General features: G+C 51.1%; 15 protein-coding genes and 2 pseudogenes. 11 read left to right on the top strand and 6 right to left on the bottom strand.

Annotated features, from left to right (window positions below; genetic code table 11):
* Positions 1 to 17: 17 nt before the first annotated feature.
* Positions 18 to 776 (bottom strand): phosphoadenosine phosphosulfate reductase, encoded by a 759-nt coding sequence (gene cysH, locus JVX88_RS24075; protein WP_211620954.1) that lies wholly within the window; start codon positions 774 to 776, stop codon positions 18 to 20.
* Positions 777 to 1153: 377 nt separating this feature from the next.
* On the opposite strand from cysH, the gene JVX88_RS43245 reads away from it, so the two are divergent.
* Both JVX88_RS43245 and JVX88_RS24065 read left to right on the top strand, forming a co-directional pair.
* Positions 1154 to 1756, top strand: coding sequence for an MFS transporter (locus tag JVX88_RS43245; RefSeq protein ID WP_211620952.1), 603 nt, complete (start codon positions 1154 to 1156; stop codon positions 1754 to 1756).
* On the top strand, positions 1753 to 2373 hold the full coding sequence (locus JVX88_RS24065) for a serine O-acetyltransferase (protein ID WP_263975228.1): 621 nt from the start codon (positions 1753 to 1755) through the stop codon (positions 2371 to 2373). Before JVX88_RS43245 ends, JVX88_RS24065 begins: the two co-directional genes overlap by 4 nt.
* Before the next feature lie 298 nt (positions 2374 to 2671).
* Here JVX88_RS24065 and petD read toward each other — a convergent pair whose 3' ends face one another.
* Both petD and JVX88_RS24055 read right to left on the bottom strand, forming a co-directional pair.
* Positions 2672 to 3154, bottom strand: coding sequence for a cytochrome b6-f complex subunit IV (petD, locus tag JVX88_RS24060; protein WP_211620949.1), 483 nt, complete (start codon positions 3152 to 3154; stop codon positions 2672 to 2674).
* Positions 3155 to 3310: 156 nt separating this feature from the next.
* Positions 3311 to 3463, bottom strand: a pseudogene (locus JVX88_RS24055) (cytochrome b N-terminal domain-containing protein); the annotation flags it as partial.
* A gap of 4 nt (positions 3464 to 3467) precedes the next feature.
* Here JVX88_RS24055 and eno point away from each other — a divergent pair.
* From eno to JVX88_RS24040, 3 genes and pseudogenes are all read left to right on the top strand, one after another.
* Positions 3468 to 4547, top strand: a complete 1080-nt coding sequence (eno, locus tag JVX88_RS24050) for a phosphopyruvate hydratase (RefSeq protein ID WP_211628836.1) — start codon at positions 3468 to 3470, stop codon at positions 4545 to 4547.
* A 94-nt stretch (positions 4548 to 4641) separates the two neighbouring features.
* Positions 4642 to 5415: a 2-hydroxyacid dehydrogenase gene (locus tag JVX88_RS24045; RefSeq protein WP_211620946.1), complete on the top strand. Its 774-nt coding sequence runs from the start codon at positions 4642 to 4644 to the stop codon at positions 5413 to 5415.
* 183 nt (positions 5416 to 5598) lie between these two features.
* Positions 5599 to 7281: pseudogene (locus tag JVX88_RS24040) on the top strand (GAF domain-containing protein); the annotation flags it as partial.
* Between the two features lie 32 nt (positions 7282 to 7313).
* On the opposite strand, the gene JVX88_RS43240 reads toward JVX88_RS24040, so the two are convergent.
* Both JVX88_RS43240 and JVX88_RS24030 read right to left on the bottom strand, forming a co-directional pair.
* The gene (locus JVX88_RS43240) at positions 7314 to 8717 is read right to left on the bottom strand and encodes a serine/threonine-protein kinase (protein ID WP_211620943.1); all 1404 of its coding nucleotides are present in this window, start codon (positions 8715 to 8717) and stop codon (positions 7314 to 7316) included.
* A 547-nt stretch (positions 8718 to 9264) separates the two neighbouring features.
* Positions 9265 to 11091: a hypothetical protein gene (locus JVX88_RS24030; protein WP_211620941.1), complete on the bottom strand. Its 1827-nt coding sequence runs from the start codon at positions 11089 to 11091 to the stop codon at positions 9265 to 9267.
* Between the two features lie 171 nt (positions 11092 to 11262).
* On the opposite strand from JVX88_RS24030, the gene JVX88_RS24025 reads away from it, so the two are divergent.
* Both JVX88_RS24025 and JVX88_RS24020 read left to right on the top strand, forming a co-directional pair.
* Positions 11263 to 12210 carry a CHAT domain-containing protein gene (locus tag JVX88_RS24025; RefSeq protein WP_211620938.1) on the top strand — a complete coding sequence of 316 codons (948 nt, stop codon included), beginning with the start codon at positions 11263 to 11265 and terminating at the stop codon, positions 12208 to 12210.
* Entirely contained in the window at positions 12174 to 12923 is a 750-nt protein-coding gene (locus JVX88_RS24020) for a hypothetical protein (RefSeq protein WP_211629099.1), read from the top strand. Before JVX88_RS24025 ends, JVX88_RS24020 begins: the two co-directional genes overlap by 37 nt.
* 33 nt (positions 12924 to 12956) lie before the next feature.
* Here the strand turns inward: JVX88_RS24020 and JVX88_RS24015 are convergent, their stop codons facing one another.
* Complete coding sequence (locus JVX88_RS24015; protein ID WP_211620935.1) at positions 12957 to 13160, bottom strand: hypothetical protein; 204 nt, start codon at positions 13158 to 13160, stop codon at positions 12957 to 12959.
* A gap of 421 nt (positions 13161 to 13581) precedes the next feature.
* Here JVX88_RS24015 and JVX88_RS24010 point away from each other — a divergent pair, with 421 nt between their 5' ends.
* The 4 genes from JVX88_RS24010 (at position 13582) to JVX88_RS23995 (ending at position 15323) form a co-directional block, all read left to right on the top strand.
* Positions 13582 to 13770 carry a DUF3096 domain-containing protein gene (locus JVX88_RS24010; RefSeq protein ID WP_211620932.1) on the top strand — a complete coding sequence of 63 codons (189 nt, stop codon included), beginning with the start codon at positions 13582 to 13584 and terminating at the stop codon, positions 13768 to 13770.
* A gap of 55 nt (positions 13771 to 13825) precedes the next feature.
* Positions 13826 to 14317, top strand: a complete 492-nt coding sequence (locus tag JVX88_RS24005; protein WP_225931157.1) for a DUF29 domain-containing protein — start codon at positions 13826 to 13828, stop codon at positions 14315 to 14317.
* Between the two features lie 62 nt (positions 14318 to 14379).
* Positions 14380 to 14859 carry a DUF29 domain-containing protein gene (locus JVX88_RS24000; protein WP_211620930.1) on the top strand — a complete coding sequence of 160 codons (480 nt, stop codon included), beginning with the start codon at positions 14380 to 14382 and terminating at the stop codon, positions 14857 to 14859.
* Positions 14860 to 15158: 299 nt separating this feature from the next.
* Positions 15159 to 15323 carry a 4Fe-4S binding protein gene (locus JVX88_RS23995; RefSeq protein ID WP_263975227.1) on the top strand — a complete coding sequence of 55 codons (165 nt, stop codon included), beginning with the start codon at positions 15159 to 15161 and terminating at the stop codon, positions 15321 to 15323.
* Positions 15324 to 15398 lie beyond the last annotated feature (75 nt).

Raw genomic sequence — 15398 nt, 5'->3', positions numbered from 1 at the left:
CACCTACCTGTGCTCACCTACAGCGAACTGGAGTCAAAGCTTTCCGATTCTCCCGCCGTCAGAGGTAGATGGATGCCGCACTCCTGTTTCAGCCCTTGGAAGCGGGTATCACGCTCGTTTTCATCAGTAGCGGTAAGCGGGCGGCTCGAATGCCAATCGCCCACTGTAACATAGCCCTCGTCAAACAGGGGATGGTAGGGCAGATCGTGGGTAACGAGATAGTCGTATACCTGCTTAGATGACCAGTTGAGAATCGGCAGAATCTTGTAGATGGCCCCTTGCAGGTTCACCACTTCTAGCGATTTACGATAGTCGGTCTGGTTGCTGCGGAGTCCAGCGATCCAAGCAGTTGCACCCAGTTCGCGCAGTGCCCGCTGCATTGGTTCCACCTTACGAATTTGGTCATAGCGGTTCAGCGATTCCACATCATCTTGTGCCCACAGCCGCCCATAGAGAGCCTCCATGCGAGCCGGACTAATAGGAGACTGATAAACCTTGAGGTTGAGCTTTAGCGTTTCGGCCAGCTCTTCAGCAAACAGATAGGTGGTGCTAGGGAGATAGCCTGTATCGACCCAGATCACTGGAATATCAGGCACGATTTGGGTCACCATATGCAGCATCACAGCGGAGTGGATTCCAAAACTGGTACTCATCACCAGTCCTTCGTTGAAGGTATCAACCGCCCACTGCACGATCTGGACCGCATCTGCATTAGCAAGCCGCTGATTCATTTCAGTAAGGCTGGCTTCGTTGTGCTTCAATCTTACGCTGGTCATTGCACTCCCAATTGTGACTTGCTCGGTGACTGGTTTGGTAACTGGTTTAGTAACTGGTTCGGTAACTGGCTCAGCGACGAGCCTTGGAAGAGACCTTTGACTTTGAGGAGAGGAATTTAATCCTTTATCATTTAGCAATCTTCCCATAAATTTTGCCATCTGGCGGTAGGATGATCCCGAAGAAAAGCAGTAGCTCGCTGAAACTGCATTCGTCTCAGCAGTGGGTGTCTACTTACCAGTCTCGCTTATGGCTGAGCAAGTGTGGGTTTGGCTTGACAGCCTTGGCGTTTAGTCTTGCTTTGTTGAGCTTGTGTTTAAAAATCCAGTGGGGTATGGTTCAATCACTCCCAGCATGAACCCCAACCATTCCCGCAACCATGAACTCCAACCACGAGAGCACGACTAGACCTCGTAATCCCGATACGCTTCCGGTAAAGGCAACTCTGCTCCTGGTCAGCACCTTAACCGTAATGGCTGGCGCGACGATTGCCCCTTCTCTTCCCGCTATGCGGCAATACTTTTCAGCGGTGGCTAACGCAGACTACTGGGTGCGGTTGGTGTTGACGGTTCCAGCGCTATTTATTGCACTGGGTGCCCCCATAGCAGGCACGATTATTGATCGCTTTGGCCGCAAGGGTCTGCTGGGGTTAGCGGTGTTTCTCTACGGGTTGGCCGGCAGTTCCGGCTTTGTGCTGAGTTCGATTGGGCCAATTTTGCTGGGGCGAATGCTGCTGGGCCTGAGTGTGGCCGCCAAACGTCAACCCAAACGCCGCCCAACCTACTGGTTTGATTCGCGTCGTCGCTTTTTTGTCAAAAACTACGGCTGGTGGTATGCCGTCCTAACCGAGGCAGCGTGGGCATCGGGTTATGCGCTTTGGCGCTTGCGGCGTGCAGTGCAGCGCAAACCAGACACCGATCCGCCCAATTTGCTCAGCGACTTCTTGCTCAACAGCGTTCTATTCAAGGGGGCAGAAATTTGAGTATTCTGAAAACCGCTGTTAACCAATCCCAACCGGTGATTTCTGCAAACAACACGGCAAACAACCCAGTCGATGCTGCTGCAACCGAAGCTCCTTTGTCTCTGTGGCAGCAGATCCGAGAGGATTGGCAAGCTCATGGGCGGGACTGGACTAAGCCAGGGTTTCGGGCCGTGGCTGTTTACCGGTTTGGCGTATGGCGGATGCAGATTGAACCGAAACTGCTAAGAGCGCCATTCAGTCTTTTATACCGTTCGCTATATCGCAAAGTTCGTAATGGCTATGGGATTGATCTACCCTACACCGTCAAGCTGGGGCGGCGGGTCGTGATTGAGCACCAAAATGGGATTATCATCCACGGGTTCAGCGTGATTGGCGATGATTGCATTATTCGCCAGGGAGTTACCCTGGGCAATCGCTACCTCGACCGCCCTGATGATGCTCCTAAGCTTGGAGCGCGGGTCAACGTAGGAGCAGGGGCGAAAATTTTGGGAGATGTGACGATTGGTGATGATGCCAGCATTGGCGCAAATGCCGTAGTGCTGTCGGACGTACCGAGTGGACAAACGGCAGTGGGCATTCCAGCAAAACTTCTTCAAGCCAAGCCAACACAGAACTAGCTACAGAATTCATCAAACCAACAGAACTGAGATCAGAGATGCTATGGGAAAATTGCTCGATAGCAAACTCTTAATCTGCCTATTGCTGTTGTCACACGGGAGCTTGTATGTTGAGATGCATGCTGTATCCCGTGGTTCTTGATGCTCTGAATTTTTAGTCTTATGAGCGCATACTGCCCTCGCTTCACGGGAGTGCCCATCGCTACTGAAAATACAACACCTGCAATCAACTATTGCAGCCTCAGCCACAAAAATCGATTGCAGGTGCCATAAGTTCGGCCTAAGAGCGCTCTAGAGATTAGAACAAGCCCAAGGTCAGAGACTTGTCAATCGGGAAAGTAGCGCCAATTCCCAACCAGAGGGTAACAGCCGTTCCGAACAGGAAGAACGCCATTGCAACGGGGCGGCGGAAGGGATTCTGGAACTTGTTAACGCTCTCGATGAAGGGAATTAACATCAAGCCCAGGGGGATTGCTGTCTGCAAAGCAACTCCTAGCAGCTTGTTAGGCACAATCCGCAGAATCTGGAAAGCGGGATAGAGGTACCACTCCGGCAGAATTTCTAGGGGAGTGGCAAAGGGGTTACCCGGTTCGCCTACCATGGCTGGGTCGAGGACGGCCAAGCCAACGCAGCAAGCAATGGTGCCCAGAATTACAACCGGGAATATATAGAGAAGATCATTAGGCCAGGCTGGTTCACCGTAGTAGTTGTGTCCCATGCCTTTCTTGAGCTTTTCGCGCAAAACTGGATCAGCAAGATCCGGCTTCTTAACTGTTGCCATGACGGAGTGCTCTCCTTGGATAGAGTCAAAACATGCAGATCGGAAATGTCAGGTGCGGATATAGAAGCTAGTTTAATGGCAATCTAAGCAATTGCGTGCCTCAAAATCTGACATTCCCACCACTTTCTTACAGCAGGAATTACCTTAGGGTGAGACTTACAGGGGACCAGAAATACCTTGCTTCCGGATCATCAAGAAGTGCAGCAGCATAAACACTGCGATGGCCCAGGGCAAGACGAAGGTGTGCAGGCTGTAGAAGCGGGTCAAGGTCGCTTGCCCAACGCTTTCACCACCGCGCAGCAATTCCACCCTAATTGCCGATGCTCTCAAGGGAGCTAATGGAGCCGACCAAGCTGCGGTAGACAACACCATGCTGGAACTCGACGGCACTGAGTACAAGTCGAAATTGGGGGCCAACGCAATTCTGGGCGTTTCGATGGCGGTAGCGCGGGCCGCAGCAATCGCTCAGGGCCAATCCCTCTACCGCTATCTGGGAGGCGAAGACGCCCATCTGCTGCCTGTACCCTGCTTCAATGTGCTGAATGGTGGTGCCCATGCCGACAACAGCGTGGACTTCCAGGAATTCATGATTGCTCCAGTTGGTGCCGCCACCTTTAGTGACGCGATGCAAATGGGAGCCGATGCCTACCATGCCCTCAAGTCGGTATTGAAACAAAAGGGATACAGTACGGGCGTGGGCGATGAAGGCGGTTTTGCCCCTAACCTGAAGGCGAATGTGGAAGCAATCGAGCTGATTTTGGAAGGCATTGAAAAGGCTGGATTGCGGGCCGGTGAAGACATGGCGATTGCCCTCGACCCCGCCACCAGCGAACTTTACCAAGAGGACGGCACCTATCTGTTCTACAAATCCGATCAGAGCCGCAAATCCTCTGAAGAAATGATTGACTTGTGGGAAGGTTGGGTGAACCAATACCCGATTGTTTCGATCGAAGACGGCTTGGGCGAAAAGGACTGGGAAGGCTGGAAGCTAATCACCAAGCGGCTTGGCGACCGCATTCAGCTTGTGGGCGATGATGCCTTTGTCACCAATCCCAAAATCATCAAGCAGGCGATTGCCGATGGCGTGGGCAACAGCACCCTAATTAAGGTGAACCAAATCGGCTCGGTCAGCGAAACTTTGGCAGCGATTCGGGATTCTTTTGCTGGTGGCTATACCTGTATGGTTAGCCATCGTTCTGGCGAAACTCCAGATGACTTTATCGCCGATCTGGTAGTCGCGACCGGAACTGGTCAGATCAAGAGCGGTGCTCCTTGTCGTGGCGAACGGTTGGCCAAATACAATCAACTGCTGCGAATTGAGGCCGAATTGGGCAGTAAAGCCAGCTATGCGGGTGCCAATGCCTTTAAGCGCAAGCAGACCATCACTCGGTAGCGCCAGCAGCTAACTTCTGGGGGTGGACATCCACCCCATTCAAATTGCTTTCTAAACTGCCTTGAATCTGCTTTTAACAATCTTGAGGTCGGCTATGAAAATTGCTGTTTTTAACACGCGCAAATACGATCGCCAGTTTTTGGATCGGGCCAATGCTAAGCGCGACCATGAGCTGATTTATCTGGAACCGCGCCTCGATGCAACCACGGCAACTCTGGCAACAGGTGCAACAGCAGCCTGTATTTTCGTAAATGACAGTGCCGATGCCCATACTTTGAAGCTTCTAGCTTCAGAAGGGGTTCAATACCTGCTGCTGCGCTGTACCGGATTTAACCAGGTCGATCTCAAAGTGGCAGAGGAAGTTGGGATTAGAGTGGCGCGGGTGACTAACTATTCACCCTATTCAGTGGCAGAACATGCGGTAGGCTTGGTGCTAATGCTGAATCGTAAACTGCATCGCGCCTTTAATCGAGTTCGAGATGACAACTTTGCCCTCGATGGCCTGATGGGATTTGACCTGCATGGTCGCACGGTGGGCGTAATTGGCACCGGCAAAATTGGCATGATTTTTGCCCAAATTATGCACGGATTCGGCTGCCAGTTGCTTGGCTATGACGCTTACCCTAACTCAGCTTTCGAGGCAATTGGTGCCGCCCGCTATGTCGAACTCTTTGAATTGCTAGAGAACTCAGATATTATCTCACTACACTGCCCATTACTGCCCTCTACAGAACATATTATTAACACCAATGCCATCGATCAAATGAAACCAGGTGTGATGTTGATTAACACGAGCCGAGGTAAATTGGTTGATACAAAAGCTGTGATTGAAGGCATCAAGTCTGGGAAAATTGGGTACTTCCGATAGCAGCTACCTTTGTACCCTGTTGTCACCCTTCCAGCTACCTATCCGATTTCTCTGACTGCAATGTCAGTAAACTCGTCAGAGTTTTTGAATTTCAAAATCCCAACAGGGTTTTCGGGTAGGCTCTTGTAGCTTATCGGCCTTATCGGATTTCTCATGCTGAAATGAGAGTTTAGGAAGCAGGGCATGACTGATGCAACCGCTAATTCAACCCATTTAACCCATTACGACCAGGAAGCGATCCATGCTCCAGGGCAGATCCAGCCTCATGGCGTTCTACTGGTGTTGCAACCAAACCTAGAGATAATTCAGGTCAGCCGTAACATTCAAGAAATTATTGGCCGTCAACCAGAAGAATTACTGGGCCAGCCCCTGTCCAACCTGCTGAGCACCAAACAGATTCAACTGATTCAACAGTGTTTGGTAGGAAATTTTGCCAGTATCAATCCTCTCGATCTAGCAATCAAGTGCCAGAATCGCTCGGTTTATTTTGACGGGATTGTGCATCATTCCGACTCAGCCATTATTTTGGAACTGGAGCCAAAACGGGACCGCAGCAAAGTCAACTTCTTTGATTTTTATCATCAGGTTAAAGGCCCTATCACCCACATTCAGCAAGCAGCCACGCTGGTTGAAATGTGTCAGCTTGGGGCAAAAGAAATCCGCCGCATCACAGGCTTTAACCGGGTGATGGTCTATCGCTTTGACCAGGAAGAGTCTGGCAGCGTCATCGCCGAAGATACCGATCAGGAAACGCCCTATTTAGGCTTGCACTATCCAGCCTCAGACATTCCTCCAGCCGCCCGCCACCTCTATACCCGCAACTGGTTACGGCTGGTGCCAGATGCGAGTTACCAACCCGTACCCCTTATTCCGGCTCACAATCCCGTCACTCACCAACCGCTGGATCTGAGCCTCTCGGTATTGCGCAGCGTTTCGCCTTGCCATCTAGAGTATCTGCACAATATGGGTGTGACAGCCTCGATGTCAATCTCCCTAATTCAAGATCAAAAACTCTGGGGGTTGATCGCCTGTCACCACACCTCACCCAAATATGTTCCTTACCGCATCCGCACAGCTTGCGAGTTTATCGGGCAGGTGATGTCTGTCGAGTTAGCTAATAAAGCTGTCACGGAAGACCTTGACTATAAACACCGCTTGAAATCATTGCAGACCCAATTTGTGGGAGCGTTGTCTCAGGCTGAGCATTTGCTGGATGGCATGGTGCAACTGCAAGCCCAATTGCTTGAGCTGGTCAACGCCACCGGAGCGGTGATCTGTAGCGGTAAACGCTACGTTCGAGTTGGTCAAACCCCGTCCGAAGAGGAAATTCAAGCCCTGCTCGATTGGATCAAACCGCACCTACAGCAGAATTTATTTGCAAGCCGCTCGCTTTCTAGAGACTACCCAGCAGCCCAAGCGTTTCAGGCCGTTGCCAGCGGCGTCTTGGCTTTGGAAATTTCGCGCGTGCACCACAATTACATTCTCTGGTTTCGTCCGGAGGTGATTCAAACCGTAAACTGGGGCGGCAACCCGAATGAATCAGTAACAGTGGGGACAAATGGCAGTCGGCATCTGTCTCCGCGCCAATCCTTTGATTTGTGGCAGGAAACCGTGCGGGGTTGTTCCTTGCCCTGGGAAGCTGCTGAGATTGAAGCCGTAGCCGAACTGCGCAGCCTGATTGTTGGAATTGTGCTGCGGCAGGCTGATGAACTGGCCTCGATGAATTTTGAACTCCAGCGGAGCAACGAAGAACTCGATTCTTTCGCCTATATTGCCTCCCACGACCTGAAGGAACCGCTACGCGGCATCCACAACTACGCTCACTTCTTAATGGAAGACTATGGCGAAGCCCTGACCGAGGATGGCGTTGCCAAACTGCAAACCCTGGTCAAACTAACTCAGCGGATGGAGAACCTGATCAACTCCCAATTGCCTTCTACCGTGGTTGCAGCTCCATTTGGCTGCAGGTTGAGGGGTTGGCTATACTCGACCGGCTGTGGGTCGGGCGTCAAGGTGGGGGATGGTTCGGGCGTGGGAGTAGAAATTGGCGTTTCGACAATTGGTGTGGGAGAGGGAGTCACCGTGGGGGCTGGCTGTGTGGTGTTGAGAATGGCGCTGACAATTGCCCAAGCAGCAATTCCTGTCACCGTTGCAATGCCTAGACCAACCGACAGAATGGCCCAAGGATTCTCCCAGATTGAAGTGTCGTGAGTAGGAATCACGGGCGTTGGCGCGGGACGTACTGGCGTCGTCTTAGGATTGGCCTGGGTGGTGTAGTTGGTGGTGTAGTTGGTGGTGTAGTTGGCCGGAGCCGGTCGTCCCACAGGGATCGTTTTCATCTGGGACAGATTAGCATTGGCAGCCGTCGGCGTGGGCCTCGCTGGTGCGGGCAGAGGAGTTGGAACCGGATTGAGGGCAGGTGGCTGGGGCGGCACTGATTGTTCTGCCCGGATGGCTGTAGGAGTAACCAGGGCTTGTAATGCTTGCGCCACTTCACTGACTGACTGATACCGATCGCCCGGTCGATAGCTCAGCATCCGATTCAGGACTTCGGCCAGTCCGGGATGCACCTGGGGCACCCACCGCTGCCAGTTCCAGACCAGATTGCGATCATCGTAAAGTTCGTGCGGCTCGCGTCCGGTCATTAGCACCACGGCAGTCACAGCCAGCGAATAGAGATCGCTATTGGGATAGGCCCGTCCGGTTTGCATTTGCTCGCTGGGGGCGTAGCCCAATTTGCCAACGGTAGTGGGAACATCGGTCTCGGGCGTCTGGAACCGCGTCACAATTTCCTTCACCACACCAAAGTCAATCAGCACCGGCAAGTTATCGCGCTCGCGCAAAATAATGTTGTCCGGGGCAATATCCCGGTGAATGATATTCTTCGTGTGAATGTGGGCCAGCACTGGCAAAAGCTGATAGAGCAATTGCAGTGCCTCTGCTTCAGAAAAGGTGGAGCCGTAGACTTTGCGTTCGTTGAGCAGTGCTCGATAGGTTTTGCCTTCTACATAGTCCTGCACCAGAAACAGGCGTTGATTCTCCTCAAAGGTGGCGCGGAACTGGGGAATCTGAGGATGGGAAATTTGGTAGAGAATGGCAGCCTCTCGCTGAAATAGCTCGCGCGCTTTGTTGAGGGTGTACTGGCTGCCCTGGGGTGGAATAAATTCCTTCATGGCACACCGTTCGTCGTAGCGGTTGCTGTCCTCAGCTAAATAGGTTCGACCAAAACCACCCTGTCCCAAAATACTGAGGATACGGTAACGATTTTGCAGGATAGTCCCACTAGGAATTGGGGGTTGCATAGCGACAACTCAATTTCAGACAACAACAATTCGCCACAGACAGGTTCGCCACAGACAGGTTCGCCACAAGTTGATTCACCACAGGTCGATTACCACAGGTCAATGCACCGCAGATCAATGCATCATAGACCGATGCACCATCAACTGATTCGCCACAGACTGTGGGTCATACCTGGGTCACAACTGGGTCATAACAGTGAGTCATTTCAGACTGTGCCAGCACCAGTTTAACCAAGCCGTCGATGGAGAGATTAAATCGTAGGCGTGAACTTAAGATAAACGTGCCCACCCCTGCCAATCCTCTCCATCATGGTTTTACCAGCATTTGCTAAGCTCAACTGGCTAGACTGTCCCACTTGTTTGGGTGTACTTTCCGACCCTCGACTGCACCCTGCGAGTCGGTTGGCCTCCCATCATAGCGAAGGATCTGTCGAGTCGAAAGCCTCTGTCTTTAGCCTCTATCTTTCCAGACTGACCGGCTGGGGGAATTGCCAAAGTGCTCACAGGGTGGTTTATTTCTAGAGGTGGATTAATGAAACAAAAGCGATTAATTCACGTCAGGCTCAGTTGTCCAAGTTGCCACCGTTTCTTGCCAGTTGTCAGCAGATTTGGCTGCTTCTGCTCTGGCTGATGCCATTTCTCCAGCTTGACGAGCGGCAGCAATTCGATCTTGGGCCTGTTGTTCAATTCCAACCCGCTGGTTAACATTTGCCAGGTTGGCTCGATACTCCTCTAGCTTCCGTTGGACTAACGAATAGAGGGGATTATCTGGTGAAATGTCCTCCAATTGTTCAATCACCTCTCGCCACAGCCACTGAATTTCTCGCCACTCCTGTAAAGGATGGGGGGGATTTTGACTTTTTTGAGCCGCTGTATTGGCTTTTTCTAAAGCCTCCACCACTTGCCCCAACAAAACCGATTGCTCCTCATAGCGCTTGAGTAACCCCTGCGCAGATTGGTAATGAGGCGACCACATGGGAATTGTGCCCAACAAATAGCTGGCTTCATTTAGCTTCTTGTGGGCTTCTACCACCTCTAGAGCAGATTCGGTTGTTTGCGCCGTCTCTACGGCTTCTTGACTGAGTTGCTGTGCCCGTTGGAGCTGCTCACAACTGCCGACCACACAGGGCCGGCTCAACCCATATACACCGCCCACTAACAGAAACGAGCCGATCGCACTCCCCAGCACAATATTCGAGGCCGACCATTGAAACCGCTGTTTTTCTTCAGCACTATCGGCTGTAGGGGCAACCGAGGCACTGTAGGCATTTGTATCTGTAAGTGTGTCTGCAACCAAAGTTGGAGAGGCAGCCGCAGCACTCGTTGGGTTGATAGAGCTAATCGGGGCAATGGCGTAAGTGTCAGTAGCGTCAACAGTATTGACAGTATTGACAGTATTCACAGGACTAACAGCATCAACAGTCTGGACAGCGTCCACACTGTCCACTGTGTCCACTGTGTCCACTGTGTCAATCGTATTAATGTCATCTAACTCAAAGTCATCATCTGACAGCAGGTCTGATTCGGTTAGAATCGCATTGTCTGACAGCGCGTCAACAGCATCGGTTTCAGCAGCATCAATTTCAGCAGCATCGGTTTCAGCAGCATCGATTTCGGCAGCATCGACTTCAACGATGGTTTCTGCAGAATCTGCAACAGAGTTTGGTGCTTCAACTGATTGAAGCACACTATGCAATGCAGCATCGGCTGCATCAGCGTCAAGATTTAGTGATTCAGCCTGCTCTAATGATTGTGTATCTTCAAGTAGATTGGTGAACGCTGTCGCTGCTGGCCCTTCATCTTTTTTTTTATCCCCTGTATCAGTTGAAGCGTCCATTTCTGGAGCTAAATCTGCCACAGCAGACTCTTGCCAAGATAGATCACCAGCTTCGTTTGCTTCAGTTAGATCAGTTGCCGAGGAAGTTACACTAATTGATTCAGAAGCAGATTCTACTGGAGTAATACCAATTTTCCGTAGAATTTCATCTAGCTCATCATCAGCTAATAACGATTCAATGTTTTTTGGTGTATCTAAATCTGATTGAGATAGGTTCTCACTTATCTCAGCAGGCTCATCCTCTGCTGTGGAAACAGAGATGTTACCAAGAATATTAATAATCCTATCTGAAAGTGATTTGACAACCAGATCAAGATCAGTTAACGGATTGCTGTCTTGCGGCTCGGCAACTAGTTCACTAGGTTCACTAGGTTCACTAACTTCTGGATGCATTGGGTCAGGCTCTGAGTCTTCTCTGAGCAATGTTGCATCATTTGGAAAGTCTGACGATTCGGTTACTGTATCAAACCCTAACTCTGGACTAACGTTGGCTGGGATTGTGTTGTCTATAGCAGCAGGCGAAGTAGTATCAGGCAAGCTAACATCGAGGGAGCCACTATCAGGCGAAACCGTCCTAGTCTCATCTTCTGGCTCTGTTCTCTCTAGCTCTATTGCTGGCTCGGCATTTGGTGGCTCGGCACTAGCGAGGACAACTGGTTCTGATAGGTAGCGATTTTCTACACGATCGTGTTGCCGGATCGGATTGAGGTGATTCTGAAACTACCACAACGCGATCTGCTACATTACACAACCGAAATAGCCAAAACCCAAGTAGAAGCTACAGTAGATGAACTGCTGACGGAATTGAAACGTCCCTATACTTCGCAACGGCTATACGCACTCTCACAGCAAGTTTACGATTGGTTGATTCGACCAGCCAACGATTGGCTTAATGAAACAGAGATAGAAACGCTGGTTTTTGTTCTTGACGGCTCCCTGCGAAATCTACCCGTTGCTGCCCTCTCAGACGGAGAGCAGTTTTTGATCGAACGCTACAGTCTGGCTTTGGCTCCAGGGTTGCAAATTGCCGATCCCAAACCGCTGCAAGACCGTCGCTTTAATGTGTTGGTAGCTGGCTTAAGCGAGGCGCGGGCTAACTTCTCGGCCCTCAACTATGTGACGCAGGAAGTTGAAGACATTCAGGCCGAACTGCCGAGCAAGGTGCTACTGAACCAAACCTTTACCCAAGCCAATTTGCAAAAGCAGCTCGATAGCTCAGCGTTTTCGATTGTTCACATTGCCACCCACGGTCAGTTTAGCTCCAATGCACCTGATACATTCATTTTGGCCTGGGACCGACCAATCAATGTCAATGAACTCAGCAATTTGCTGCAAGCTGAAGAAATCAACAGCCCTGACCCAATTGAACTGCTGGTTTTGAGTGCCTGCCGGACTGCTGCTGGCGACCGACGGGCCGCGTTGGGGATGGCTGGCGTTGCTGTTCGAGCCGGGGCACGCAGCACGATTGCCTCGTTGTGGAACCTCGATGACGGTTCCGGTGCCGTTTTGATGGAGCGGTTTTACCAAACGCTAGTGCAGAATCGCCTCTCGAAGGCCGAAGCCCTGCGGCAAGCCCAACTCTCGCTGCTGCATGATCCTCAGTATGGCGCGCCTCGGTTTTGGGCACCTTATGTGCTGTTGGGCAACTGGCTCTAACTGAGTCCTGGCAACTCAACACTAACGATATGCTCCAGGGCAATTCCAACATCAGTACAATTAGCGAACTGGAGCAAATCATTGGCGTACGGCGAGCTAATAACCCGAATGTGGCGATCCTGCTGGCCCAGGTTATTCCCTATCAGTGGAGCGACACTGGACTCACCGATCTAAACCAGCGAATTGCCGCCCTCGCAGCTCGACAAAATACAATTGAATCGCCAATCATCCTGGTTAATCATGCGGTTGGCTTTGATGCAGCTACTGATACTTACGACGGAGTGCATCCCAATGCCACTGGCGAGCAAAAAATGGCCAACCGTTGGTATGAAGCCATCGAGCGATTGTTTCAAGGCGATCGTGATCCGGTGAAGCAACAAATTGATGTGCTGATGGGTACGACTGGAGTCAACACCTTTGTCTTGGGTGCTTGGGGCGCAGCCTATTACGATGATGGCCTGACCAATACAGCCGGCCTAACAGAGTATGCGCGGATCAAAGATTTCCAAACGGGAATTGATCGCGTGCAGCTATGGGGTTCACCGCAGGATTACCTGTTGGGACCATCGCCAATTAGCGGCATCGCCGGGACTGCCATCTACATCGATAAGGACGGCAACGGCAGCTTGGGCAGCAACAATGAGTTGATTGGAATTATCGAAAACCGAACTGGGCTGAACCTGACAAATACGAATCAGTTTGTTTATGCCTAACGTGAATGAGAAACTGTAATCTCCTAAAATCTACTAAGCCTCTGTGCGGTTGCTTCTGAGGTCGCTGCTAGGGCGCGGCTGTCGCTGCCATTCGAGCTGTCCTGTACTGGCAATAGCCTCTAGATCAATCACCCGTTCCTGCAACTGCTTGAGTTCATCTGCCGCTGTAATTTGAAATTGCAGGTCGCGATTTGCAGACTGCCAGACGGCTACTGTACTGACCGTGGCCCCAGCCAAAATTCTTGCCCTCCCACACCAGTTCAGTCCGTAGCGTTGACAGCGGGTGTGGGTTGTGGGGGCCGTAGGTGGGCTGCTGGGTCATAAAAGGCACTGAGAAGCAAACATCTGCCCTCAATTATAGTCACTGCCCCAAACGCCGCCAAATCAAGCTTTTTATTAGGATGGAAATGGGAAGCATCTGGTGGGGGATGAGTGACTTAAAGCGCTGCCCCAACCCAGGATTAAAGCGAGATAACAATCAGATGAACTGCAAATGCCTTCAAAATCAAGAATGTAAACCGGCGGGATATAGCTAATACATCTGCCTAGGTTTCAGCCCTTGCTAACTTCGCCGTATCACTCTTTCGGTATACGCTGCAAACGCAAGGCTGGAGTAGGGTGATGACACAATGATCTAACGATCTGGAGTTGAGGAACTATGCTGAACATGCTGCTGTACAACCTGCTGTTAGCTCAGGAAACGGTTCAGGTCAGTTTACGGCTGAATGGCTTAATTGCATTACTGGCTGGAATTCTGATTCTGTTAGTACCGCGGCTGCTCAATCTAATTGTGGCGATTTACCTGATTTTGATTGGCTTAATCGAAGTGTTTGGGCTACGGCTCTAGCTGCTAGTCGAAGGGTAGACAACCGATACAATAGGCTCAGTGAGAGAGCCAGGATATGAGTACAGAGATTGAACTATCAGCGAGCGAAATGCAAGACCTGTACGAAGCAGACTTTTATGCCTGGACGCAGGAGCAGGTTCGTTTACTCCAACAACGTGCCTGGGAGCAGCTCGATATTGCCAATTTAATCGAAGAGATCGAGTCATTGGGAAAGCAGCAGCGGCAGGAGCTAGTGAACCGTTTAGGTGTGTTATTTGGTCATTTGCTCAAGTGGGAATTCCAAGCTGAACATCGCAGCAAGAGCGGGTATGCCACAATTCGAGAGCAACGCCGCCGCATTCGGCGTCTACTCCAGCAAAATCCCAGCCTCAAGCCCTATCTGCCCCAAGCTCTAGCCGAAGCTTATCCAGATGGGGTTGATCTAGTCGTGCGCGAAACGCCGCTGCGATATCGAGATTTGCCGTCGGACTGTCCTTATCGTTTGGAGCAAGCTTTGGACGGCAGATTTCTTCCTGGAGAGCCGATTGAGCAAACGGATTGGGAATAACGGTTTGAGACTAATATATTTGGAGTAACGAGCACCAGTAGAGACAGTAAAGGAGCTAGCCGATGACTGCCAAATCTTCTCCTAATCCTGACCTCTACGAAACCGACTTTCATGCTTGGACGCAAGTACAGGCGAAATTACTGCAAGCGGGCGCATGGGAACAGTTGGATATTCCCAATCTGGTGGAGGAGATCGAGTCATTGGGCAAACAGCAGCGGCAGGAGTTGCGGAATCGCCTGGGCGTGTTGCTAGGGCATTTGCTGAAATGGCAGTTTCAGGTTGAAGCACGCTGCAAGAGCTGGTTCGTCACAATTCGAGAGCAACGACGGGAAATTTTAGAGCTGCTGCAAGAAAATCCGAGTCTGAAGCCCTATTTACCCGAAGCCGTTGAAAAAGGCTACCGGGCAGGAATTGATCTAGTCGTGCGCGAAACGCCGCTGCGATATCGAGATTTGCCGTCGGACTGTCCCTACAGCCTAGAGCAAATCTTGGAAGCAACCTTCTTTCCAGGAGCATCAACCGATGTAAGCGAGTGGCAATAGGCTCTCAAGAGACTGATATCCTGAAAATATTAATTGCCAACTATAAATATATTGGACATCAAAAGAAGCCTCTTCTACTGTAGAAATCAGTAAAGGCTTGCAGTCTATGAATGCGATTGATGCTCTAGTCCAGAGCTGGGATACCCATCTGTACGAGCAAAACCATGCGTTTGTCTGGCAATGTGGTGAGGATTTAGTTCGATCCTGGCCTGGCTTGCAGACTATCGCCGCATTCGCGTTGCCTGCCGAGCGCGACCCAAGACATCTACGTCGCCGACGGCCTAAAAACCGGCCGCATAATGGCAAAGGACGAAGACGTCTGCCTCCACTGCGGTCTCTGCGCCGAACGCTGCCCCACTGCCGCCTGGGATATGCAAAAATTTTGGTACAACGTAACCAAAGCCGGCGAAGTCAAGTACGGTAACTTAGTGCAGATACAAAGGAATGGAAATGGTGCGGTCTAGTTCTGCGTTGAGTGAAGTGTGAGTACTTGCGTTCTGTAGTGGTTTCGGCGGTGAAATATACTTATAATGTTCAAT

The organism is Leptolyngbya sp. 7M (genome assembly GCF_018128485.1).
The sequence above is the reverse complement of the archived record's forward strand: the minus strand, read 5'-3'. Positions and strand labels throughout refer to the sequence as shown.